Source organism: Pseudomonas sp. SWRI81 (genome assembly GCF_014268545.1).
GTDB lineage: Bacteria > Pseudomonadota > Gammaproteobacteria > Pseudomonadales > Pseudomonadaceae > Aquipseudomonas > Aquipseudomonas hamedanensis.
The window spans coordinates 40,043-64,790 of sequence record NZ_JABWQS010000036.1; the positions used below are offsets into that span (position 1 = coordinate 40,043).

At 58.1% G+C, this 24,748-nt stretch carries 13 protein-coding genes; 7 read left to right on the forward strand and 6 right to left on the reverse strand.

Annotated elements, in window-relative coordinates; all coding sequences use genetic code 11:
* Window positions 1–2: 2 nt before the first annotated feature.
* Genes HU765_RS19970 through HU765_RS19995 form a run of 6 tightly spaced genes read left to right on the forward strand, consistent with a single transcriptional unit; the run spans window position 3 to window position 5,955 of the window.
* A complete protein-coding gene (locus HU765_RS19970; RefSeq protein ID WP_186622486.1) occupies window positions 3–1,097 on the forward strand; it encodes an ABC transporter ATP-binding protein in 1,095 nt (364 codons plus the stop codon).
* Window positions 1,097–2,209 carry an ABC transporter ATP-binding protein gene (locus tag HU765_RS19975; RefSeq protein WP_186549943.1) on the forward strand — a complete coding sequence of 371 codons (1,113 nt, stop codon included), beginning with the start codon at window positions 1,097–1,099 and terminating at the stop codon, window positions 2,207–2,209. Before HU765_RS19970 ends, HU765_RS19975 begins: the two co-directional genes overlap by 1 nt.
* Window positions 2,206–3,072 (forward strand): sugar ABC transporter permease, encoded by an 867-nt coding sequence (locus HU765_RS19980; RefSeq protein WP_007912484.1) that lies wholly within the window; start codon window positions 2,206–2,208, stop codon window positions 3,070–3,072. Before HU765_RS19975 ends, HU765_RS19980 begins: the two co-directional genes overlap by 4 nt.
* A 9-nt stretch (window positions 3,073–3,081) precedes the next feature.
* Window positions 3,082–3,882 (forward strand): carbohydrate ABC transporter permease, encoded by an 801-nt coding sequence (locus tag HU765_RS19985; RefSeq protein ID WP_003232361.1) that lies wholly within the window; start codon window positions 3,082–3,084, stop codon window positions 3,880–3,882.
* Between the two features lie 10 nt (window positions 3,883–3,892).
* Window positions 3,893–4,165, forward strand: coding sequence for a DUF2160 domain-containing protein (locus tag HU765_RS19990; RefSeq protein WP_038861868.1), 273 nt, complete (start codon window positions 3,893–3,895; stop codon window positions 4,163–4,165).
* Between the two features lie 47 nt (window positions 4,166–4,212).
* On the forward strand, window positions 4,213–5,955 hold the full coding sequence (locus HU765_RS19995; RefSeq protein WP_186622487.1) for an ABC transporter substrate-binding protein: 1,743 nt from the start codon (window positions 4,213–4,215) through the stop codon (window positions 5,953–5,955).
* Window positions 5,956–6,297: 342 nt separating this feature from the next.
* Here HU765_RS19995 and HU765_RS20000 read toward each other — a convergent pair whose 3' ends face one another.
* Genes HU765_RS20000 through HU765_RS20015 form a run of 6 tightly spaced genes read right to left on the reverse strand, consistent with a single transcriptional unit; the run spans window position 6,298 to window position 22,245 of the window.
* Window positions 6,298–9,171 carry an RHS repeat-associated core domain-containing protein gene (locus HU765_RS20000; RefSeq protein ID WP_186622488.1) on the reverse strand — a complete coding sequence of 958 codons (2,874 nt, stop codon included), beginning with the start codon at window positions 9,169–9,171 and terminating at the stop codon, window positions 6,298–6,300.
* The gene (locus tag HU765_RS20005; protein WP_186622489.1) at window positions 9,172–13,818 is read right to left on the reverse strand and encodes a SpvB/TcaC N-terminal domain-containing protein; all 4,647 of its coding nucleotides are present in this window, start codon (window positions 13,816–13,818) and stop codon (window positions 9,172–9,174) included.
* Window positions 13,815–15,869, reverse strand: a complete 2,055-nt coding sequence (locus HU765_RS26895; RefSeq protein ID WP_346727550.1) for a hypothetical protein — start codon at window positions 15,867–15,869, stop codon at window positions 13,815–13,817. The genes HU765_RS20005 and HU765_RS26895 overlap by 4 nt, the downstream gene beginning before the upstream one ends.
* An 8-nt stretch (window positions 15,870–15,877) precedes the next feature.
* Entirely contained in the window at window positions 15,878–18,613 is a 2,736-nt protein-coding gene (locus HU765_RS26900) for a neuraminidase-like domain-containing protein (RefSeq protein WP_238344729.1), read from the reverse strand.
* Window positions 18,614–18,622: 9 nt separating this feature from the next.
* Window positions 18,623–19,138 (reverse strand): hypothetical protein, encoded by a 516-nt coding sequence (locus HU765_RS26905; RefSeq protein WP_238344730.1) that lies wholly within the window; start codon window positions 19,136–19,138, stop codon window positions 18,623–18,625.
* On the reverse strand, window positions 19,123–22,245 hold the full coding sequence (locus HU765_RS20015; RefSeq protein WP_238344731.1) for a Tc toxin subunit A: 3,123 nt from the start codon (window positions 22,243–22,245) through the stop codon (window positions 19,123–19,125). Before HU765_RS20015 ends, HU765_RS26905 begins: the two co-directional genes overlap by 16 nt.
* Before the next feature lie 335 nt (window positions 22,246–22,580).
* Here HU765_RS20015 and HU765_RS20020 point away from each other — a divergent pair.
* On the forward strand, window positions 22,581–24,748 hold a 2,168-nt coding region (locus HU765_RS20020), incomplete at its 3' end, for a hypothetical protein (protein WP_186622490.1).

The following is a 24,748-nucleotide window of genomic DNA, read 5'->3' on the forward strand; positions in this document are numbered from 1 at the left end:
CCATGTCACTCACCCTGGAGCACGTCAGCCGTACCGTCGAGGGCCAGATCTGGATCGACGATGCGTGCCTGAAATTCGAACCCGGATCTTTCAACGTTCTGCTCGGGCGCACTCTGTCCGGCAAGACCAGTCTCATGCGCCTGATGGCCGGCCTCGACAAGCCCGACAGCGGTCGCGTGCTGATGAACGGCGTCGATGTCACCCAGCGCCCGGTGCGGCTGCGCAATGTGTCGATGGTCTATCAGCAGTTCATTAATTACCCGACCATGACGGTGTTCGAGAACATCGCCTCGCCGCTGCGCCAGGCCGGTATCGCCAAAGAGATCATCCACAGCAAGGTGCAGGAAACCGCACGCATGCTGCGCATCGAGAAGTTCTTGCAGCGCTATCCGCTGGAACTCTCCGGCGGTCAGCAGCAGCGCACGGCCATGGCCCGCGCGCTGGTCAAGGACGCCGAACTGATCCTCTTCGACGAGCCGTTGGTCAACCTCGACTACAAGCTGCGCGAAGAGCTGCGTCAGGAAATGCGGGAGCTGTTCAAGGCGCGCCACACCATCGCCATCTACGCCACCACCGAACCCAACGAAGCGCTGGCCCTCGGCGGCACCACGACCATCCTGCACGAAGGCCGGGTGATCCAGAGTGGGCCGTCGACCGAGGTTTACCATCAGCCGCAAACGGTACTGGCGGCGGAGTTGTTCTCCGAGCCGCCGATCAACCTGATGCCCGGGCGCATCGCCGGCAACGAAGTCAGCTTTGCCAACTTCGTACACTTTCCGTTGAACGTCGATCTGCGCCCGGTGGGCGAGGGCGAGTTCCGTTTCGGCGTACGCCCCAGCCATATCTCGCTGGTGCCGAGCAACGACGACGATCTGGAATTGGCCGTGACCGTCGAAGTCGCCGAGATCAGCGGTTCGGAAACCTTCCTGCACGTGCGCAACGAGCATTTCCTGCTGGTGCTGCACCTGCCCGGGGTTCACGAATACGACGTCGATGCGCCGATCCGCATTTATATCCCGACCCATAAACTGTTCGTTTTCGATGCGCAGGGCCGTCTGGTGCAAGCACCTGGCCGGCGTATCGCGAGGGTTGCCTGATGGCCGAAATCCGATTGCAGCACCTCGCCCACAGTTACAGCAAAACCCCGAGCGGCGCGGAAGATTATGCGATCCGCGAAATGGACCACATCTGGGAGCAGGGCGGGGCGTACGCCTTGCTCGGTCCGTCCGGATGCGGCAAGTCGACCTTGCTCAACATCATTTCCGGCCTGCTCAGCCCTTCACAGGGCCACGTGCTGTTCGATGGTAAAGCGGTCAACGACCTGACCCCGGAGAAGCGCAACATCGCTCAGGTTTTCCAGTTTCCGGTGGTCTACGACACCATGACCGTGTTCGATAACCTCGCCTTTCCCCTGCGAAATCAGGGCATGGCCGAGGCGAAAGTGCACAGCAAGGTGCAGGAAATTGCCGAAGTGCTCGACCTGCAGAATCTGTTGAGCAAAAAGGCGCGCAACCTCACCGCCGACGAAAAACAGAAAGTCTCGATGGGCCGTGGTCTGGTGCGCGACGACGTTTCGGCGATTCTCTTCGACGAGCCGCTGACGGTGATCGACCCGCACCTGAAATGGAAGCTGCGGCGCAAGCTCAAGCAGATCCACGAGCAGTTCAACATCACCATGGTCTACGTCACCCACGATCAGCTGGAGGCCTCGACCTTTGCCGACAAGATCGCGGTGATGTACGGCGGCCAGATCGTCCAGTTCGGTACGCCACGGGAATTGTTCGAGCGGCCGAGCCACACCTTTGTCGGCTATTTCATCGGCAGCCCGGGGATGAATCTGATTGAGGTGCAGGCGCAACCCGGTGGCGTCGGTTTCGCCTCGACCCACCTGCCCCTGTCCGACGCCATGCAGCGTCATATCGAGCACGGTCAGTGGAAAAATCTGAAGGTCGGCATCCGTCCCGAGTTTATTCATGTCTGGGACGAGCCGTTTGACGATGCGATGCAGGCAAAAGTCGTACACGTCGAAGACCTCGGCACCTACAAGATCATGACCCTCAACCTCGATGGTGCGCCGTTGAAGGTGCGTCTGGCCGAAGACAAACCGGTGCCGCAGGGCACGGCGTACATCAGTTTCCCGGCGCAGTGGCTGATGGTCTATGCCGATGAATTTTTGCTGGAAGTCAGCGACGAGGAGGCGCAGCCATGAACAAGGTGCAGAACAACAAGGCCTGGTGGCTGGTGTTGCCGGTGTTCCTGCTGGTGGCGTTCAGCGCGGTGATCCCGATGATGACCGTGGTCAACTATTCGGTGCAGGACATCTTCGACCAGTCCAGCCGCTACTTCGTCGGTGCCGACTGGTACAAGCAGGTACTGCTCGACCCGCGTTTGCACGATTCGCTGCTGCGCCAGTTCATCTATTCGGCCTGCGTTCTGCTGATCGAAATCCCGCTGGGCATCGCCGTCGCGCTGACCATGCCGACCAAGGGCCGCTGGTCCTCGGTGGTGCTGATCATCCTGGCGATTCCGCTGCTGATCCCGTGGAACGTGGTCGGCACCATCTGGCAAATCTTCGGCCGCGCCGACATCGGCCTGCTCGGCTCCAGCCTCAACGCGATGGGCATCAGCTACAACTACGCGGCCAACACCATGGACGCCTGGGTGACCGTGTTGGTGATGGACGTCTGGCACTGGACCTCGCTGGTCGCGCTGCTGTGTTTCTCCGGTTTGCGCGCGATTCCCGATGTGTATTACCAGGCCGCACGGATTGATCGGGCCTCGGCCTGGGCGGTGTTCCGCCACATTCAACTGCCCAAGCTGAAGAGCGTGCTGCTGATCGCCGTGATGCTGCGCTTCATGGACAGCTTCATGATCTACACCGAGCCGTTCGTGCTCACCGGCGGCGGGCCGGGTAATGCCACGACCTTCTTGAGTCAGACGTTGACGCAGATGGCGGTAGGGCAATTCGACCTCGGTCCGGCAGCGGCGTTTTCGCTGGTGTACTTCCTGATCATTCTGTTGGTGTCCTGGCTGTTCTATACCGCCATGACGCACTCCGACGCCAACCGCTGAGGCCCGGCCATGAGCAAGAGAAAGCTGATTCCGTTGCTGATCTACATCCTGTTCCTGCTGGTGCCGATCTACTGGCTGCTGAACATGTCGTTCAAGAGCAACACCGAAATCCTCGGCGGCCTGACGCTTTTCCCACAGGACTTCACGCTGGCGAACTACAAGGTGATCTTCACTGATCCTAGCTGGTACACCGGCTATCTGAACTCGCTGTATTACGTCAGCCTCAACACCGTGATTTCTTTGAGTGTGGCGCTTCCGGCGGCCTATGCGTTTTCACGCTATCGTTTCCTCGGCGACAAGCACCTGTTCTTCTGGCTGCTGACCAATCGCATGGCGCCGCCGGCGGTGTTTTTGCTGCCGTTTTTCCAGTTGTATTCGTCAATCGGACTGTTTGACACGCACATCGCCGTGGCCTTGGCGCACTGCCTGTTCAACGTACCGCTGGCGGTGTGGATTCTTGAAGGTTTCATGTCCGGCGTGCCCAAGGAGATTGACGAAACGGCTTACATCGACGGCTACAGTTTCCCCAAGTTTTTCGTGAAGATTTTCATCCCGTTGATTGGCTCCGGCATTGGTGTCACGGCGTTTTTCTGCTTCATGTTTTCCTGGGTCGAACTGCTGCTGGCGCGCACCCTGACCTCGGTCAACGCCAAGCCGATTGCGGCGGTGATGACGCGAACGGTGTCGGCATCGGGGATCGATTGGGGCGTGCTGGCAGCGGCGGGGGTGTTGACGATCCTGCCGGGCATGCTGGTGATCTGGTTTGTGCGCAACCACGTGGCCAAGGGCTTTGCCCTCGGTCGAGTCTGAGGAACTGATGATGGAATGGATGAGCTGGACGACACCGACCGCCGCGTTCTTCATCGGCATCGGTCTGATTCTGGTCGGCATGACCACTTGGGAACTGCGTTCGCCGAGCATCTTGCGGCGAGGGTTTTTGCCGATTGCCACCACCCGTGGCGATCGCTTGTTTATCGGTCTTCTCGGCAGCGCCTACCTGCATCTGCTGGTAATCGGCGTCACCGACTGGAGCATCTGGGTCGCGTCCGCGTTATCCCTGGTGTGGCTGTTGGCTGTGATGCGTTGGGGCTAGTCGAATCGTTCGGCAACGCGGCTCCACAACTTAAACAGGAGGTCTCTATGTTCGATAAAAACAATAAGCTGCGACATAGCATTTCATTGGCAGCCATGCTGGCACTCAGCGGTTTGAGCGCATCTGCCTGGGCCGACGCCTATGAAGATGCTGCGAAAAAATGGATCGGCAGCGAGTTCAAGCCCTCGACCCTGACGGCCGAACAGCAGCTCGAAGAACTGAAGTGGTTCATCAAGGCCGCCGAGCCGTTTCGCGGCATGGACATCAAGGTCGTTTCCGAGACCCTGACCACCCACGAATACGAGTCCAAAGTGCTGGCCAAGGCCTTCAGCGAAATCACCGGAATCAAGCTCACCCACGACTTGCTGCAGGAAGGCGACGTGGTCGAGAAAATGCAGACAGTGATGCAGTCGGACAAGAACATCTATGACGGCTGGGTCAATGACTCCGACCTGATCGGTACGCACTTTCGCTACGGCAAGACCGAATCGATCACCGACCTGATGGCCAACGAAGGCAAGAACTTCACTTCGCCGACTCTCGACCTCAAGGACTTCATCGGTATCTCCTTCACCACCGCGCCGGACGGCAAAATCTATCAATTGCCCGACCAGCAATTCGCCAACCTGTACTGGTTCCGCGCCGACTGGTTCGAGCGCGCCGATCTGAAAGCCAAGTTCAAGGAGAAGTACGGTTACGAGCTGGGCGTGCCGGTGAACTGGTCGGCCTATGAAGACATCGCCAAATTTTTCAGCGAAGACGTCAAGGAAATCGACGGCAAGCGCGTCTATGGTCACATGGACTACGGCAAGAAAGACCCGTCGCTGGGCTGGCGCTTCACCGATGCCTGGTTCTCCATGGCCGGCGGCGGCGATAAGGGCATTCCCAACGGTTTGCCGGTGGACGAGTGGGGCATTCGCGTCGAAGACTGCCACCCGGTCGGCTCCAGCGTGACCCGTGGCGGCGACACCAACGGCCCGGCGGCAGTGTTCGCGACCACCAAATACGTTGACTGGCTGAAAAAATACGCGCCACCGGAAGCGGCCGGCATGACCTTCTCCGAGTCCGGCCCGGTGCCGTCGCAAGGCAACATCGCCCAGCAGATTTTCTGGTACACCGCGTTCACCGCCGACATGACCAAACCGGGCCTGCCGGTGGTCAATGCCGACGGCACGCCGAAATGGCGCATGGCGCCGTCGCCGCGCGGGCCGTATTGGGAAGAGGGCATGAAGCTCGGTTATCAGGACGTGGGGTCGTGGACGTTCATGAAGTCCACGCCTGAGAAGCAGAAACTGGCGGCGTGGCTGTACGCGCAGTTCGTCACGTCGAAAACCGTCTCGCTGAAGAAAACCATCGTCGGCCTGACGCCGATCCGTGAGTCGGACATCAACTCCCAGGCGATGACCGATCTGGCACCGAAGCTCGGCGGCCTGGTGGAGTTCTACCGCAGCCCGGCCCGCGTGCAATGGACCCCGACCGGGACCAACGTGCCGGACTATCCGCGTCTGGCCCAGCTGTGGTGGAGCCACATCGCCGAAGCGGCCAGTGGCGAGAAGACTCCGCAACAGGCGCTTGATGGCCTGGCGAAGGATCAGGACCGCATCATGGAACGCCTCGAACGCTCCAAGGCTCAGGCGGTTTGTGCTCCGAAGATGAACCCGGAGCGCGATGCTCAGTATTGGTTCGATCAGCCGGGCGCACCGAAGCCGAAACTGGCGAACGAGAAGCCGAAGGGTGAAACCGTGAGTTACAACGAACTGCTGAAATCGTGGGCGGATGCGCGTAAGTGATGTTGCAAATGTGAGAAGCGAACGGCACTGGGAGGTGCCGTTTTTTTTGGTGCTTGATCTGCCGCTTTCGTGAGCAGGCTCGCCTTACAGGTTTTTATGGTAATAAATCGTGGTGAGGTGGGCGGGCGCCGCTGCATCGTTTATCAGGCGCGCATCTTTCATTGAGACGACCCGACCTGCAGGACCATGCGTCGTTTGATTGACTCGCGCGTCGGCAGGTCCAGCGGGAGCGCTGCGCCAATAGCTGATCGAGCGTATCGCCAGATGGCGTGAGTCGATTACCGTCAGTGCAGGGGTGTGGTCGTGCAGGCTGGAAATCCTGGCTGGCATGGTTGATCAGTCTCACTGAGGTCTTTTTGAAAATGCAATGAAGTTACCTGTCGCTCGCTGCCTGTTGCCGGGCGCGCCCGCATCCATCAAAACCACATCGGATTGATCAATCACACCCAGCGCACTGGAGTCTCCGCCGTCCAGATTGACCGACCAGCCTGGCACCGCGTTCAACCGATCGATTCTGGCCATGACCTGTGCCCACTCCGGCATTGTAAATCCGGAGGAGTCGTCACTGCGGCGATTGTCCCCGATGCCAACCACCAACCGTGTGCGGGCTGACGTATCACTCTGTGCAGAGGCCAGACTGATCGCCGAACGGTTGTTGGGGCGGTTGGCATGCCCGAGTTCGCCCGGAATATTGCTCGAGGGGTCGAACTGAAATCTGCTTTCTTCAAGATGTTGGCTGGTAAAGACAGCCTTGCCGTCGCGGGCAAGCATTGGACCTGTCTGTATGAACGAGCCATTGCTCATTTGCAGATCGACATAGGTATCAGCGTAGCCAGCAGGAACCTGCACTGAAGGTTTGTATTGCCCATCGATGAAACTGCTACCGATCGACGCCCATGGAGGCGCCAGCGTGGAAGCTCGTTGGCCGTGATTATAAAACCCGCCGTTGAGGAACGCGGTCCATTTTGAGTCCGGTCCACTGATGGCCGCGTTCAAACCCGCCGCTGAAGCCGTTTTCAGACGCAAAGGTTGATCGCCGCCAACTATGCGGCCTTCGTAACTTGAATCAATCGAAAGATAAAAAAGTGCCCGCTCACGCCTGAACCTTCGTGAAAGATCAAAACCCGCCTGGTCGAAAACCTCGGTACTTCCCTGGAGAGCAACAGCGATGATGCCAGGCGCTATCGTAACGATGTCCCGGTTCTCCCTTTGCTGCAAGACGCTGTCGATGGCAAACCTCCATAACCCCCGCGCTCTTTTCGAGTCGAGGCCATCAGGGTCAATGTTGGCGATAGGATTGCCATCGACAAACCGAAAATAGTTCAGTCCGGCGAGGTCTGCGGCGGGATCCGGATTCAACCATCGCTGCCACTGCGCCGCGTAATACCTGAACCCATAATAATAAAGCCCCGTCGCATCGCGCTCTTTGCCTGAATAGCGCAACGTTTTATAGCTCGCCTCGATTTCCCCACGCCCGGCAAACCACGCGGTGGTGCCGAAAGGGTGATAGCGCTCATGGCTGATCACCTGGCCTTCGGCGTCGAGTTCCAAAGTGCAAGAGCCCAAGTGGTCGTTGAGGCTGTAGCGCTGTTGATCGTTGTCCATTTCTTTCGGCGGTTCAGACTCCCAGTGCAAAACCCGCACACTGCTGCGTCCCGCCTGAGCGCTGATGACGTGCAACCGTTCACCCGTACCGCTGTGGGTGCGGATTTCCAGGTTCGGCAGGTAACGAACTTCAGCGGTCAAGGTGCGGACATTGGTCTGCGTCTGCCGTATTTTGCGCACGCGCATGCCATCAGCGCCGTAAATGTATTGCTCGCCATCGTCTGCATCAACTGCACGCACAACCGTTCGGACTTCGCGCAATTGGTTACATATATCCCAACTCAGCCATTGCCCGGGTTGCAGGCTGAGCAAGTTGCCGTTGGCATCGAAGCCGTTGCGAAAGTCTTCCTCGCCCGGTTCCGCGCCATCGCGCACTGGCAAACAGCGGTTGCTGTGCGCGGCAGCGATCAGGCGATGGCCGTGACTTTGCGGGCCTTCGTGGGTCAGTTCGAGCAGGTTGCCGGCGCGGTCATAGCGGTAGGTCTGGGTGTAGTTGGCGCAGGCAGCAGGGTCAGCGAACGGTGAGAATGTGGAGGTCTGGCCAGCCTCGCATCCTGTTGCCTTGATTAACTGATAGAGGCTGTCGTAATCGAAGTGGCTGACCGGTTCGATCCGCTGGTTGGCGAAGTAGCGGATTGGCAAAGCGGCGTCTTCAATGCTCAGTACGTTGCCCACCGGGTCATAGGCATAGCGCAAGTCTTGCAGAAGATCGTTGCCGCCCCTCGCTTGCAGCCGGGTCAAGCGGCCGTCATCCGGGGCGTATTGCAGTGTGGTAATCACGCCGTTGCCGGCCATTTCCTGAGCTGTCCGGCCATCCGCGTTGTACTGGATGGCGCTGACCAGGGTTTTCGCCTGCGCCTGATGGCTGAGTTGCAAGCGAACTTCGCGCAATTGGCCGTCGAGGGTCAGGCCGAAGAACTGCTGGTTGCCCTTGGCATCGGTCTGTCTGATCGTTTCGCCGAGTGGGTTGAGCACCGTTCGGCTGATCGCCCCTTCACCAGGCTCGAGCAACGCGTCGCGCTCGGCCAGCGACTCGGGCCAGTCGGGTGCTTCCAGTGTGCGCAGAAAATGCCGAGTCTGCTGCAAAACCCCACCGGTCAATCCGAACTGTTCGAACAACTGCGTGCCCGCCGGATCATCGTGGCGAATCAATTGCCCACACTGGTTGCGCGCGGCGAAGGCCGGATCGTCGCCACCATATTCGTAGCGCTCCACGCATAAAGGCTCACCACCCAGAGCTTGTTCGGATATCGCCACCACGCGTATCTGCTCGTCATATTCGAGGACGCGCTGGCTGCCCCGACCATCCCAACTGTGCAGGGTCTGATTTGCTTCGCCCGGCAGCATGACGCGCCACCCGGCATCGACACTGACGGTACTCAGCACCTGGCCTGTCAGCGAGTGACTCGTGGTGAGGTTGGCGGGTGCCGACGGGTCGCTCATCAACCGCGGATCGCGCTGCGCCACCAACCGCGCGGCGGCATCGTGCTGCTGCGTGGTGTTGCGTGTTTCGGGAGCACGGGCATCCTCGCGCCAGTAGGCAACCTGGCGCACCGGTAAACCGCGGCTGTCAGTGGCGAACAGGTGCGGCGTATGCGCGTGGATGTGCATTCAGGACCACCAATTGCGTCGGCCCTGTTCGGGAGGGGGTTCGAACAAATCGTTTTCGTCGAACGCCACGTTGCACCAGATCCAGTACCAGGTCTCTCGGCGCAACGGTTTTAAAGCTGGCGGATCGCCTTGCAGCATTTGTTTGGCCAGCACGGTTTCGGTCGGACGGCCTGCGGCGTCGTAGAACTGTTGGTCGTGGAAGAGGTGTCGACGCATCGACTCAACTTTCATGTAGCACGGTTTATTGATGAAACTCGGGCGGTAGATGCGGACGGTTTTGCCCTTGTTGTTATATTCCACCGGTTCGCTACAGCGCCAGCGCCTGGGGGCTTCGGCCTCCAAAGGTGTGCCATCTTCGTTGAGAATCAGTTCACACTGTTCGTCGAGCTGCCACGATTTGCCAGGTTCGACTTCCTGCAGGGTTTGCAGCGTGCGGCCGAAGCCGTCCAGGCAGGTGATGCTGAGCCGCACCTGCATGTCGGGGTCTTCGGGGTTTATGGGGGCTTCGGGGTCTTTGGGGTAGCTGTCGGAGAGCAGCATGGCCGCATACACCGGCTGACGCATTGCCGCGTCCATCTGCTGCTTCAGGATCACCTCGTTGGCATCGGGATTCACCAGACCGGCAACATGCTGCCGAGCCCTGTCGCAGAAATGCCCACTGGGCAAGACAAAACCTTCCCCCCTGGCCCAGGCAAGCCATGCCGGGGAGGGTGGCGCGGTGCGTGACAGACGTCCCATCCAGCTGAACAGGTCGGCGAATCCGGCGCTGGCGAAGTTGCCGATGGCCAGCTTGGGATCGGCAATGGCAATGGCAGGATCGCGATCCAGCGGTGGGATGTAGCTCTTCAGCTCGTGAAAACCTACGGGCTGTCCCGATTCAGTGCCGCGGAAACTGGTCACCAATGGTTCGCCAAAGGCGTTGTACCGCGCCTCCTGGATATTGCAATTGGCGTCCTCGATCATCGCCGGCAGGAACGTCCGGTAATCAATATCGAGGCTGCGCGTGGTGCACTTGTCCGGCAGGGTCACTGCGGTAGTCAGGCAGGCGTAATTATCCCAGGTCACCTCGGTCTCGCCGTGGCTACGGGTTTCCCGGTACTTGCAGATGTTATAAAAACCGGCCAACCCCAAATAGCTTGGGAAGCCTCGGTGGACCGACCACAAGTAATTTTTTGCATCGCCCGGATCCTGTAGCGCTGGCCGAGGCGCATCAGGCAGAAACAGGTCCATGATGTGGTAACCCACTTCGGGGGATTCCAGCTTTTCTTTCAGGTTGAAGGGCATGTTGCCGTTTTGCAGGAGAACGTCGTAGGCGCTCAGGGCGGGGGCGTCCAGCTCTGCCGTTTCCGTATGGCCCGGCAAACCTTCCAGAGTCGCCACGCCCGGCGCCAGGGGCTGACCGTTTGCGGGATTGATGTAGTGCTGCAGGGACAATCCCGCCAGCACCGACTGTTTTGCCCACTCGCCGTCGTCCTTGCTCTGGGCAAGAAAATAGTCGTGGTTGATCTTCGTGGGATCCAGTGCGATTTTTTCCAGGACCAGGGCATTGTTGCGGGCTTGGTAAGGCAGGCCCAGGCGCCATGCCTCTGGATCCGCCAGGTGAATGAGCTTCGAGCGAGCTTGGATCAGGTACCACTTTTGCTGCGCGGGATCATGGGCATCCTTCCACCAGGTCTGCTGATATGTGTCAGCGAAGGGCGGCGAATCGTCGACGGTTTTGCGACGTGCATAGTTCACGCTGAAAGAGTGAACGCAGGTGCCGTATTCGTCCCACTTCAGGTTGATCTGGTGCAGGCACAACGGGTCGTCGGCAATGGTCGGTTCGTACTGGTAACTGAGGGATTCCAGGTTTAACGCTTGCAGTACTGAGTAGGGCTGGTGTTCACCTTTGGGGCGTAATATTCGCACCAGAGCGCGGTTTTCCTGAACGGTATAGGGCACCGCGGTGGCCGGGTCATCGTCAGCCGCGAAGGTCTCCGAGCGCAGCACTCTGCCACTCAACGCCCGGGCGACTTCTCGGGCGGTGTCTTCGTCAGGGTCATTGAGGGGCTGCGCCGCCCGATCATTGAAGTGGTAGTTCTGCAACAGCGTGGGCTGCAAGGGCTGCGCCAGTGTGTCGCGATCATAATAGCCAGTTCTTGCAGGATCAATGGCCGCACCGGTGTGGAACCAGGTCTTGCTCAGGATCGGTGCGCTGAACCCGGCTGTCGCCCGTTCCGCCGCCGAGGCTTCAGTGTCGGTCTGCATCAATAGCCGAAAGCCGCGGAACTCGCGTTCGAAGCGATCGTAATAGCCACCGCGATAGCTGAAACCTTGTGTCAGCCGGTTACCGGTGATGTCGTCGAGCTGCGTTTGCCGGCTGACCAGGTGCATGGCAAACGGCAATTGGGAAATCGGGTTTTCGACCCCGGCGGCGTGTTGTTCCTGTTTTTCATCCAGCCATTCCTGGGCCGAACTGCGATAGGTGACGCTGCTGCTGGCGCCCATGTTGTTGCAGGAACGGTTGATCAGATAGGGTTTGGCTTTGACGAAGTCGTAGCGCCAGTGCCGTGGTGCCATGTGCGGCACGGTCAGGATAATGCTGGAGCAACCCAGACCTTGCAGGTCCGCGGTGCTGACCTGGCAGAGCCGGTCGTATTGCACGTTTTCCGGCCATGACAGGTCGCTGGACGTTTGCTCGTAACGCTCGCCGCAACGATTCATGAACACCCGCAGGCGATTGGTTTCCAGGTAAATCAGGTCGACCGCTCCCGAGCCGTCGAGGTCGGCCAGCAGCACCTGGGCGGCATTGAACTCGCTTTCGGCAAACGGCAGGGCGCACAAGACAAAGCCTTTGCCAAAACGCCCACGGCCCAGGTTGGGCCAGCATTTGACTTCGTTGTGGCGGATCCGCACCAGATGCTGCTGGCCGCTACCGAGCACATCAGCGAAGGCGATCAGTTCGAGCGCTGTTCTGCTCAGCGACGGCAGTTCGTCGTCGTCGCCCTCGGCGGTCTTCGCCAAATGGGGCACGTCGATGCCGTCAGCAAAACCTTGCTCACGCAGGTTGGCATACAACCGTACGCTACGGGTGCCAATCAGTGCGAGGTCGCTCAAGCCGTCACCCATCAGATCGGCCATTTGCGCCATGGGGTGGAGGAACTCGCCGGGAAATGCCTCGAAGGGCACAAAACCGGCCCAGTTGCGCTGCGGATCAAGGGTAAAGAAACCGTTCATTCCGGGCATGGCCAGCACCCAGTCGAGCTTGCCATCACCGGTCAGGTCGGTGAGCGACTGGTGAACGGATTTGCTGCTATCGGCCAGCGGAATCTGCTCCAGACGTTTCCATTCGCTATAGCAGACGTTATCGCCGCCGGATTCGCAGCGCAGCGGTTCGCGGTAATACCAGGCCTGATCGTAACGACACAGCACCCCCGGCATACCCTCGCCGTACAGGTCGACCAGTTGATAATGCTGGCCGTCGTTGAGCCCGGGCATGTCCGGAAACTGCGCCCAGCCTTGGGGTTGCGGGGCGAGGTCAAAGGCGTTGTAGCTGAACTCCGTCGGTGGCCGGCTTTCAATCTGGCGCAGCTTGTCGTAGGCCTGCACGTGCGCCGCGGTCAGGTGGTTATAGCCCAACGAATCGGCCCGATGCTCAAACAGCAGACGCTGGACCAGGGCCGGTTCCGGGCCCAGTTCTTCGGGGAAATGATGAAACATCAATACCTGCCGGCAAAGGCGCCGGGTGCCCAGTTCGAAGCCGTAGGCGTAATTCCAGAACGGATCACTGCGTTCAAGCCAGGGCTGCGGTTCCTCGAAGGTCGGTAATTCTTCCAGATCAGTGCTGCGCTCGCCATAATCGAATATCAGGTGAAAATGCCATTGCTGGTCCTTCCAGCTATCTGTCTTCCAGGCATACAGATGCGGATGGGCCACGGCATTGCCGTAGTACACGTGTTTGAGGAAGCGCTGGGCACGGTAGTCGTGCCATTGCGGCTCTGCGGGCAAATCGGTTTCGGCCTGGTATTCGTAGACTATGTGTTCGCCGCGGGTGTTAAGGCTTTCATCGATCAACCAGACGCCGACGCGTTGTGAATTATTCGGGTCGGCACGGCGCGAGCTTTCGGTGCGGCCGTACACATGCAGGGTGCCGTCGGCCCCGTGAATCAGCCAGAATCCCGCCGTGTCGGTGGGGGTGGACCAATGCTCGATCAGGGCGAACTCACCCTCGACCCGAGGCCAGTGACGCACCACCGTGCAGGTTTCTGCCAGCGGCTCACCGTTGTAGGCATTGGCGGTGCGGGCAATCAACGAGCCGTCACTTTCATTGCGTTCGGGCATCCACAGATCACCGCCAGGGCCTTGCGCCAGGTCCGTGCCGTCGTATCCGGGTACTCCGCCGGTGGTGCGCAAGGTGATGGCATTGACTGTGTTCGTCCAGCCGATGCCGAATGCGCTGTTGCCCACATTGCTTTGGTAACTCAAACCCAGCGCCGGGGCGAAGCCGCGCCCGGGCGAAATCGGCAGCGGCAATTCCAGCGAGGCGGCACCACTGGTGCCGACGGCGCCCCAACCCTTGCCGATACTTTGGATGGCGCCGCCCATTTTTGGCAGCGTGGGGGTGTTGATCTGCAGCGTCGACTGTTGCTGTGGCTGTTGTTCGTTCATAGCGATCCCCCCTCGCGTCTGGCCGTGTAGCTGACGTGCACGATGATGTCGGTGAGGGATTTGAGCAGCGCTGCCTGGGCCACGAGGTTGGGGAAGGTCAGGTTCCAGCGCGACACCGCTCCGGTGTATTCGAACGGCAGATAGCGTTCATCCTGGAAGTTGAGCTGGAACATGCCGTTATCGTCGATACCGTGGGACAGGGCGATCTGTTGGCTGGCGCGCAGGTTTTCCTTGACGGTGCCGATGGTGGCGGCCATCTCGACCTTGCTGTAGCTCTGCGTCAGTACGGCGCAGATGTCTTTGTACGGTCCGATGCTGACCGGCAAAGTGATGCTGATGGTCTTGATCCGGCGCAGGTAGTGATTCTGATCCTTGTAGTCATCGTCGAACATTTTTTGCGTCAGTTCGAATTCACAACTGCCGGTGGTAATCAGGTCTTGTTTGATCTCCTCCCAGGTCTTGTTTACCGCTTGATCCAGAGCCTTGAGGTGTTTGAGCGAGACGGTTTTACGGATTTCCAGGTCGCGCCTGTTGTTCTTCAGGTAATCGGCGTGCATTTGCTGCAGGCTCATTTTCAACTCTTCGCCCGCACCGAGGCCACGGTAGGTCGCGTTCCACGCACCTGGGCGGATGAAGCTCCGGGCGAAATCGCCCATTTCGTATTGCCAGCAAGCTTCGGCCGCCTGACACAGGGACTGGGCCGTGGTGTAGGCGCTGCTATAGAACCCGGAGAATTTGCTGTTGAGCCAGTCGTAGGTCTGCGAGCGGCTGAAACGGTTACTGCCCAGCAGAAAATCGTGGGTCGCCTTGGCCTGCTCCAGTGCGGTTCGCGCCTGGCGCAGTTGCAGTTGGGTGGCCTTGTGCTGTTCTTCGTAGACGGCGAGTTGCGCCTCGACTTGTTTCTCTTCGAGTTTTGCCTGGTCGCGGGCCTGGGTCCACTCTTGGGCGCGGCGACGGTATTGTTCGAGGCGATCGATGAGCTGACCAGCGGAGGAAAGGCCTGCAGAAACTCCGAATAGAGTGGTCGCGGCTTTATTGGGCACGCCTTCCGGGCGCGCGCCACCGATGGCAAAGCCGAATATGTTTGGTAGGACTTTGCTCAGTTCCGCGTTTGCCTGAATCTCATAGGACACGACTTGGGCTGCACCAGCCAGATAGTGATAATCCGCTGCGGCTATTTCCAGGATGCTTACACCGTCGTTTAACAGGTTCTCGTAATAGTTGAGTCTCGCCGCGATGATCGCCTGACTGGCCACCAACGCCTCCTTGTTCTTTTCATCAACTTTTATCGCTTGAGTCTGTATCTCCACCGCGATCTTCGCCAGATTCCACGCCTGTTGCTGTTGCAGCTCAAGGTACTGCGCCGATTCCTTGCGTTCGATCAAGGACAGCAACGTCGCGCCGAACTGGATCACACTGTCCACCGCGTTCTGCGCCAGGGCGAACATGAAGGTGAAGCGGTAATGGGGAATCTGCGGATTCAACAGGCGGCTCAGGGCGGCGCCCGACAAACCCTGGCCCCAGGCGGCGAGCAGCGCGCGCGGGTCCAGCGGCGCGGCAAACAGGCGCAGGTTCAATGGATTGCCTGCCATGTCGAGGTTATGCCGCAGGTTGTACAGCCGACTCTCGGCGCGTTCCCAGCTCTGGATCAGTTCGCGGTTGAAGGGGCGACGCAGATAGGGGTTGTCAACGCCGGCCAGCGACGAGTCCTCGTTATAAGGCCGCAGGCAAAGTAACGGCACGGCCTCCGCGGCCGGAGCCTTGCCGATGCGCAAGGGGGGCTGTGCTCGCCCTTGTTGATGCGCGCTGTTCAGTTGCAGTTCGAATTCACGCAACTGCTCATTCTTCGCAGTGCTCAACTCGTCGAGCCGTACAGGTCGCCAATGGTCGACCTGTCGCACATCCGGCCGCCGCCCCAGCAAATCCAGGACACGCACATAGCGCAATTTCGCTTCGGCCAGGCCGTCCGGGGTCAGTTCCCGAAAGGCCTGGTCAGCCTGATTGAGCTCGATATCAATATAGAGTCGGTACAGCGCCTTTCGAAAGTGCACCGGAAAACTCAAGGCGATCTGAAACGGGTCGTCCGGGTACAAAACAGCCTGGCTGGGGTCTGGCGGGGTTGGCCATACCGGCTCTTCCAGTGGCACTGATTGCCAGTAACCGGGTGACCGGCGTCACCGCTCTGGCGGGAAGGGTCAAAGAGAAACGACAGGCAGCGTCTAGCCTCGTCGTACTGTTGTTCCTGGTTCAGGCGATGCGCCACCAACCAAAAGGTGTACAGGAACAGTTCGCAGAACTGCGTCGAGTACGCGCCGGAAAAATCCATAGGCTGCGGACCGAGTCCGTCAGAGATCGGCGGTTCCATTCGCGCTGTCTGGGTTGCATAACTTAACAGCGCCTCCATTCCGCTCTCGGCGAGATTGATCAAGGCCCTGGCGAAGACTGTATTCATTCGAATGGGGGCTCGCCATCCAACCGAGGCGTCCGCGTCAGTGTAGCGAATACTTGAACCCGCGAAATCAATGAACTGAGCTGTACCCAGCGATTGGCTTTCGTAATTGTTAATGGTCGGGGCAATTTGCTGTGTTGGAACCAGTGTTTCGCCCCACGTCAATTTCAACGCTTTGAGAGCGCCACCTTGATTAATCCAGCCGAAGATGCGGTGCGAGTGGTGAACCCGCACGCCATAAATCAATGGGATTTTGATATCTTCTTTGTCTGGCCATTCGACGTCCCAACCGTCGGGCTGTAAGGTCGTCTGGTCAATTGAGAAGACGTGGGCGAACGTCGAATCCCTAGGCAAGCTATTAACGATGGATGAACGGTACAACGGCACGGTATCAAAATACGTTGCAGGCAAGTCAGGCGATATGACATCCGACGGACGCATTATCACCTGTTCGTAACCCACTCTGCCTTGAAAGTAGGTATATCCATCAAACTGTTGAGCGGCAGCGTTGGGTGTCAATCTCTTGAGCTTAAATGGATACTTTCTCTCGTAAAAATACTCAAGAAGAAGATTATAAATTAGCTTTCCCGTGAGCGACGTAGTTTCGGTGATGGCAGTACGGGGCACGGAGAAGGTTAGACCGTCACCCGGATCGGTGATCAGGCTTTCTTTGATGCGCGATATCAACAAAATAGAAAACTTTCCGCCCTCTATATCCATCAAATCAGTGCTGCTTGCCTTGATTTCGGACCCCTCAAGTAGCGTCGCATATTTTAAACCAGCCTCTTTTTCTGGATAAATCAACGTCAGCTCAATGATAGGGACATTTTTAATCAAAAAAGCAATGGTTGTACGCAACGTTGCCGGAAATTCGCTCTCCTGCTTGACTATCAATCGCACATTGGCATTGTCCCGATCATAGAAAAACTCTTGGTCTTTTCTGCTGTCCTTGATATTTTGTTGTAATTGTTCAAAGTTCCAGAAAGCGGTGGCGGGATACTTTTCAGGCCGCTCAATATTGCCAAAATGCGGAGTGCCGGTAGGCAGCCAGTACTGGAAGCGACCAGCATTAATGTTCGCGAATAACCGGCCCACCGATTGCACATGTGCTGCGGCAGGATCTTCAGCTACGGTGTTCAGGGCTTCTTGCTGTTTAGGTGCGTGATGAACAAATCCCATTAGCGGATACAGCTCAGCCACGTTGAAGTTTTTGTCGATTCGCCGGGTCCTCAGAAAATCGTAGCTGTCTTTATCTCCGGTCTGGCTGTCTCCGGCGTGATAGTTAGAATACAAGGCGATAAACATCGATTCAGGCGAAGTCGAGTGATCGTAGACGGCGATCGTCTGGGTTTCCTGCATGAACTGTTCTGGGGTTTTACCAGCCTCTAAAGTCTTACAATAGCTTTCAATGTAAACCCGTGGCGTACTCCAACTGTCATCGTATTTCTTGTAGCTGGCGTACAGCCGGAACCGTGGATTCACTTTGACGGACGGATCAGCGCGCGTTTCGTCCGCCGTTGCTTCCTCGTCCTGCAGTTCAACCTCGGCCCAGATTACAAACAGGCGATTGTTGAACCAGCACGGCCGGACCGTGTGTTCCAGCGCTTTCTCCGAAATCGGCACGTTGGCTTTCTGCCAATCCGTCCACGCATTGGGCAGGGGTTTATCGTATTTGTGTGGGATGTCGGCAACTGTTCGCGCGGGCTCCCTTACCGGACGCTGGCTCATGTCCAGCGAGCGCCAGTACCAGGCGTTTTCTGCCGGCGATTTTGCAATGAAGTAATAGGTACTGTTAGCGAAATTTTCGCCATCGATGTAGCCGTTGCAGATCTTCAGGTTGGCCACTTCCTCGAAGCGCGCAAGGTAAGCCAACAACGCTGCCTGCACCGTTTCAGGTTGAATCTGGGCCTGATTGAGGTCGCTTTCCAATTGCTTGAAATTGTCGGTCTTGTTCAGCCGCAGGCTCGGGTCCAGATAGATGTCCGGGAAATAGTGCAACTGCTGGATGGCGGCCCAGACCGGGTATCGATTCAGGCCGTTCTGCCAGGTTTTTATTTGCTGCGGCGTCAGGCTGTCATCGCTGTAACCGGGCTCCATGTTCAGCATCATGCTGTTGACCAGTTGCTGCAAGCTGGCGATGGCACAGGCCACCGGGCTGGTCGGTACATTCTGGCTGACCAGCACATCCAGCAACCAATACTCATACAGGTCGTTGGGTGTCTTGATTTGCGTGGCCAGTCCTTGGGCGATCAGGTAGGGATCATTGGGCACGGCTTCGTGCAGATAGAGCGCGAGCATCGCGCTGCGATAGCGCTCGTTCAACGCGGCGGCGAAGGTAGTCGTCATGATCGTTCCTTAATCCGGGACAGATATTGAGGAGGCCTCAGCGCTGGCGGTCATGACCGCGTCACCGACAGCTTTCCAGGCATCGAGCGGGCTTCGCACACTCAGGTCAGTGGCTTGCAGCAACGCTTTGGCTGACAGCCCGCTGGCCAGGCAGGCGGCCTGGCAACGACGTACCCAGTCCACGTCGGCCATCGAGCAAGCGCGGTTCTGCGTGAGCGTCTCGGTCAGAATGGCAACTTCCGTCTCCGACCATTCCAGAAGCCTGGCAAGGGCCATGTTGGCCGTTTCGCTGACAGCCTTGCGCAAGGCTTTGTTTTTCAGTTTGGCTGCGGGCGGATTGGCCAGGCTGAAGTAGCTCAGCAGGCTGTCTTCCGATTGGCTCTGGTGGCGGAACCAATGACTGAAACGTTCGAACAGATACAGGTCGCTGAACGAGGGCTCGCTGTTGCTCACAGGGTAAAGGCCAAGCCACAGCGGATTTACCAGAAACAGGCGCAGCGCGCTGTTACTCAAACGCAGTTGCACGGCAATCTCGGCATGGCGCGAAATGCGCTGGAAATACCCTCCAGTGCGGAATCGGATTCTTGCGCGAGCGCTTCACGCAACAGGCTGTAGACCGACTCGTGGCCCCAGTGAATGACCGCAACGCAACGCTCTGGCGGTAGCTTGGCGGTTTCCTGAAACAAGCCTTCGATCAGTTGTGTTTGCCGGTCGTGCGCATCAAGGAAAAACTCGACGAGTTTTTCCTCGCAGATGGCTTTGGCCTCCGGGCTCAGGTTGATCAGGGCGAGCGCCTTTTCAATGTCTGTCTTGAGCCAGATGTCCGGCGCGTCAACCAGACTCAGTCGCTTATCAAGCCCAGGCAACAACCCGTCGTTATCGAGCAGTTGGTGGCTGACCAGTAATTCAAACCATGAAATATCAGCTTGTCTGGATTTGCCATCAGTCCTGAGGGGCAAACCCAGTGCGGCAAGCTGCTTTCGAGTGACTACGCAATTTATGACGTCATTGCGCAACCGGACCAGGCGTTCGCGCAGGTTATCTGGCAGAGGGGCAAGCCCGGCCAGCCTGGCTTGCGTGCGATCTTGCGGTTCTTCGGCTGTCAGCGCGGCGGTGGTCGCCAGACGCTGCTGCAATTGCGCTACGGTCTGTTGGCTGTCCGTGAGCCAGGTGAAGACAAAGTCGAGTTGCATCACCACGTCAAGAATGTCCGGCGCTGGCGTTGGCGCGGGTTCCGTCGCTGGTGTCGCGGAAGTTGTCTGCAGACTCAACCTGCCACTGGCCAATGCCTTTCTGTAGGGGCCGCCGCCGAGCAACCCCGCCAGCGTCAGCAGATCGCCAACCGGGCAATCAAACATCCGGGCGAGTCGGGCCTGGCGATAGAGTGAAGATACGCTGGTCAGGTCGCGCTTGAGCGGCCCCACGTAGCTTGTGGTCTGCTTCGCAATCAACAGCAACGAGTCTTCGGTCGGTTGCAAGCCAAGGCCGGCGCACAGCTGCAGCAGGGTTTTTTGTGTCGCGGCATCAGTGGCGTCGAGGTTGATCAGCGCTTGATCAAGGATCAGAGGCGTGTCGAACAGCCGCGGGCTGTTGAACACCTGATCGAACAACGGCACGGCATTCTCACCACTGGCATAGGGCGTGAGGTCGTGTAGCAGCGCGGCGAATTCCTCAGGCTTTATGCCGTAACGCTGGTTCAGATAACGATAGACACCGAGGGCGCGCAAAGTGTTTTCGCTGAGTTCCATCCCAAGGTTGGCGTCACCCTCGGCGCGGATGGCGCTGATGATCAGGGTGTCCAGTTGGGCAAAGGGGATGTCGGTCCAGCGTTGCAGGCGGATCATGCGTTGCAGGCGGTCGAGGCGATCCAGTGAGGTCTTGGTCAGGCGCCACTGCTTGCTGTCTCCCAGCGTGTTTTGCTCCAGGTCCATGGCATTGTCGAACTGGTCGCGAATGATCGATTCGGGAGTTGGTGTGAGTTCACTGTCGTACAGGTCCGCGCCGGTGCCGGTGCCATTGACGTAGCAGGCGCCATAGTGGTTTGGGTACGGGAATGGCAACACCTTGTCCGCACTGCCCGGGAGGGTCACACCGGTGTGCTGCGGATTAAGGCTCGGACAGTTCGGTGACAGGCGTACAGCGTAGGTGCGACGGCACAGGAGCATTTCGACCTGTTCGGCGTTCAGGCCGGTATGTGCCATGAAGTCGGGCAGCAGGGTCAGGTGCCACAGCGGCGAGCTTTGGGAGGCTTCGACACCATAGGATTGTTTGAAAAAGGCTTGTTCGGCGGCATTGAGGTTGTACTCATCATCGAGCGTGAGGGTAAAACTTTGCCTGGCCAGTTTTATCGGTGCAGCGATGGTGCCTGTGACAGTGAGCAAATTGAATCTGGCGGTGTATCCCGGCGCATCGGGTTCGGCGAGTTCCGGGCTGGCTTTGAGGGAGGAAACCAAAATATTCGCTTGCGCGGCGCGCAGGCGATTCACCAACCAGCTAGAGGGGCTGTCCTGGGTGGTGGAGCTGATATTCACCTTGGCGACCTGCGTTAGCGCCGCGTTGTGAAAGGTAATGTCTGCGATGTTGTGCGGGCCATCGGCGTCTGTAGGATCAAGGGCCGCTGGGTTGACGTTGGCGATATCCTGTTGATCCGGCGCAAGCAGATAACAGCTGTCCATCGCTGCGTGAGGACTCAAATGGGTGGTGCCGGCACTTTTCCAGCCCTTGTTCAGGTCATGGCGGGTCAGATAAAAGTTGCTGAACACCGAGGGCTCGATCAGCAAGCTTTGTTGCTGCGGGCTCAACCCACACAACAACCGTTGCGCTTGCAATACAGGCTCCTGTACTTCGCCATATTCATTTTTCGCGATCTGCTTGATCGGCAACAGCCGGCTGACCCGGTAGTTCAATTCGCCCAGCTGCGGTTTTGTACCGGTCAGGCCCAGTTGGCACTGATGGTGGTAGAAGTTGTAGGGCATTTCGAAGGGGTAGCGCCGATCGGCCAGTACCTGGTGAATTGGCTGTGAGTTCTTGCGTGAAATTCCATCCAGATATCGACGCAGATTGCGCTCCAGGACCTCGTTGACGATGTCCAGCATCGGCCTTGGCGTGTGGGTGCTTTCCTGGTCGATCAGTAGGTCTTTCAAGTCAGGGCGGCGGTCGTCCAGCAAGATGCGCTTGACGTCTGTACTGGTCGCTTCCAGTTGCTTGATGAATTTGCGCAGTGCACTCAGATAGGCCACCGGTGAGTCGATGGCGGCCAGCGCGCCGACCTTGCAGAACTCGTCCCAGTTCTCCTTGAACAGATTGGCATATGTTGGCCCCACCGGAACCAGCGCGCGTACGCCGCTGCGCTGGGCCAGCTGCTGGAATGTCCCCGACGAAGTTGTGTGCTCACGGTACAGCCGCGCAATCAGCGCCGCGTAAGCCATGGCATTGTCATAGGCAAGTGTGGCGTCGTCATCGCTGTATTGGGCGAGTTGGCGCACAAACGCCGGTTTAGGCAGGCGGACGATGTCGAAGACCGACGTGAAGCCCATTTTCTGCATGGCCGTGGCGAAGTCGATCCGCCCTTTTTTCAACGGACTTTCAGTGTTGACGAGCGAATTGATCAGCGAGGTGCTGTCATCGGCCATGACGGTGAGGCTCCTACCAGAAGGGTGGCATTGATGGATGCAATGCCCGGCAGGATCACGCTAACGGTAAATGGGGGGGGCGTAACCTGTCAGACCTGACAGGTGTAGACTTCTTGTCTATATCTTATGAGTCTAAATACTGTCTTTTTAAGTCCGATTTCGCCAGCGAACGGAATTTCTCCGTTTAAACCCTTGCGGGTGGTTTTCCCCATGCATGGCCGGCAAAGACGTGTTGATGACCGTTTATCTGGACTGTCAGTTCTTACAGGTGGTTTTTTCCGCGCCATCGATGAAAGTTGTGCGGCGCACATAATTCAACGGTGCAGGGTCAAGCCATGGCAAACGACGACGGAATAATTGAAGACGAAAGTGAAGGTGGCGGTAAACATGATGACCCGGAAGTCTTGTGGGTCGCCCCTGTCATCCTGAAGCCCATGCCAGGCAGGGTTTATCAGGGGTTCGACATTGATGCGCTTATCGTTATACCTGGGGCTTTGTTATGGAACATCGACATTTATATCGGCCCCACCAGGCTGAAGAGGTTTTCAGGATGGCCCCTAGGAGGTGTGGGAATCTTCCAAACGGTCCCCCCCGGTTTGATTCCCCCCGGCGCGTGGTTCTATTTCAAAATCGAATATAAAATGCCCATTGGCTGGAGTGCGTGGGCATGGTCAGGGGACATGGAGATGGCCGCGTTGCCCAAGCCGGCGATCACTGGCGTGACTGTGTCTGCCGACAGGACGCCCACCATTAGCGGAACAGGCGGGGTCCAGGGGGCGGTGCTTGAAATCTGGTACTCGGGCGGCGGTGGCGGGGTTCAGTTATCCCAAACGCTTGATTCGGATGGCGCTTGGTCGATTACCGCGTCTTCGCCGTGGCCAGTCAAGGAACACATCATCACTGCAAAACAGAACAAATATGGTGACTCAGGCTGGGCGGACGCTTATACGTTCACTGTAAGGCCGCCGACGCCGGTGATTGGCGCGGTCACTGTTTCGGTAGATTTGAAACCGACCATAAGCGGAACAGGCGGGATCAAGGGGGCGGTGCTTGAGATCTTTAACTCGGGCGCCATCGGCGGAGTTCAGTTATCCAAGACCCTTGCTTCTGATGGCGATTGGTCGATCGCTGCGTCTTCGCCATGGCCAGTCAAGAAACACAGCATCAGTGCAAGACAGACTCTGGGTTCTCACTCAGGCTGGGCAAAGGAATATGAATTCACTGTAAGCCCGCCGGCGACGCCGGTGATTGGTGGGGTCACTGTTTCGGTCGATTTGAAACCGACCATAAGCGGAACGGGCGGGATCAGTGGTGCCCTGCTCCAAATTTTTAACACGGGCGGCAGCGGCGGTGTTCAGCTATCCAAGACCCTTGCTTCGAATGGCGCTTGGTCGATTGCTGCGTCTGCGCCGTGGTCAGTCAAGAAACACAGCATCACTGCAAAACAGAACCTGGGTTCTGACTCAGGCTGGGCGGACGCTTATGAGTTCACTGTAAGGCCAACGACGCCGGTGATTGGCGCGGTCAGTGTTTCGGTAGATTTGAAGCCGACCATAAGCGGAGCAGGCGGAATCAAGGGGGCGGTGCTTGAAATTTTTAACTCGGGCGCCATCGGCGGAGTTCAGTTATCCAAGACCCTTGCTTCTGATGGCGATTGGTCGATCGCTGCGTCTTCGCCATGGCCAGTCAAGAAACACAGCATCAGTGCAAGACAGACTCTGGGTTCTCACTCAGGCTGGGCAAAGGAATATGAATTCACTGTAAGCCCGCCGGCGACGCCGGTGATTGGTGGGGTCACTGTTTCGGTCGATTTGAAACCGACCATAAGCGGAACGGGCGGGATCAGTGGTGCCCTGCTCCAAATTTTTAACACGGGCGGCAGCGGCGGTGTTCAGCTATCCAAAACCCTTGCTACGAATGGCGCCTGGTCGATTACCGCGTCTGCGCCGTGGTCAGTCAAGAAACACAGCATTACTGCAAAACAGAACCTGGGTTCTGACTCAGGCTGGGCGGACGACTATGAGTTCACTGTAAGGCCGGCGACGCCAACAATTACCGAACCGCCGCCCAAAACCAACCATCTGGGCAATGTGCTGGTGAAAGGAGCGTGCATGACGGGGGCGACGGTTGTGGTGCAAGACTCTAACGGAAACCCCATTGCAGGTACTCTGAGCTACAGCGCAACCACATGGTCTTTTGCTTATACCTGGCCGCCGGGAGCAAAACACATCAAGGCGGTGCAGACGGTAGACGGGCAGACGTCCGCTGCAACTGATTTGCTTGAGTTCTACATCACGCCTCCACTGCCAACAATTACCGAACCGCTGCCCAAAAGCGGTCATCTGGGCAATGTGCTGGTGAAAGGAGCCTGCATGACGGGGGCGACGGTTGTGGTGCAAGACTCTAGCGGTAACCCCATTGCAGGCACTCTGAGCTACAACGCAACCACATGGTCTTTTGCTTATACCTGGCCGCCGGGAGCAAAACACATCAAGGCGGTGCA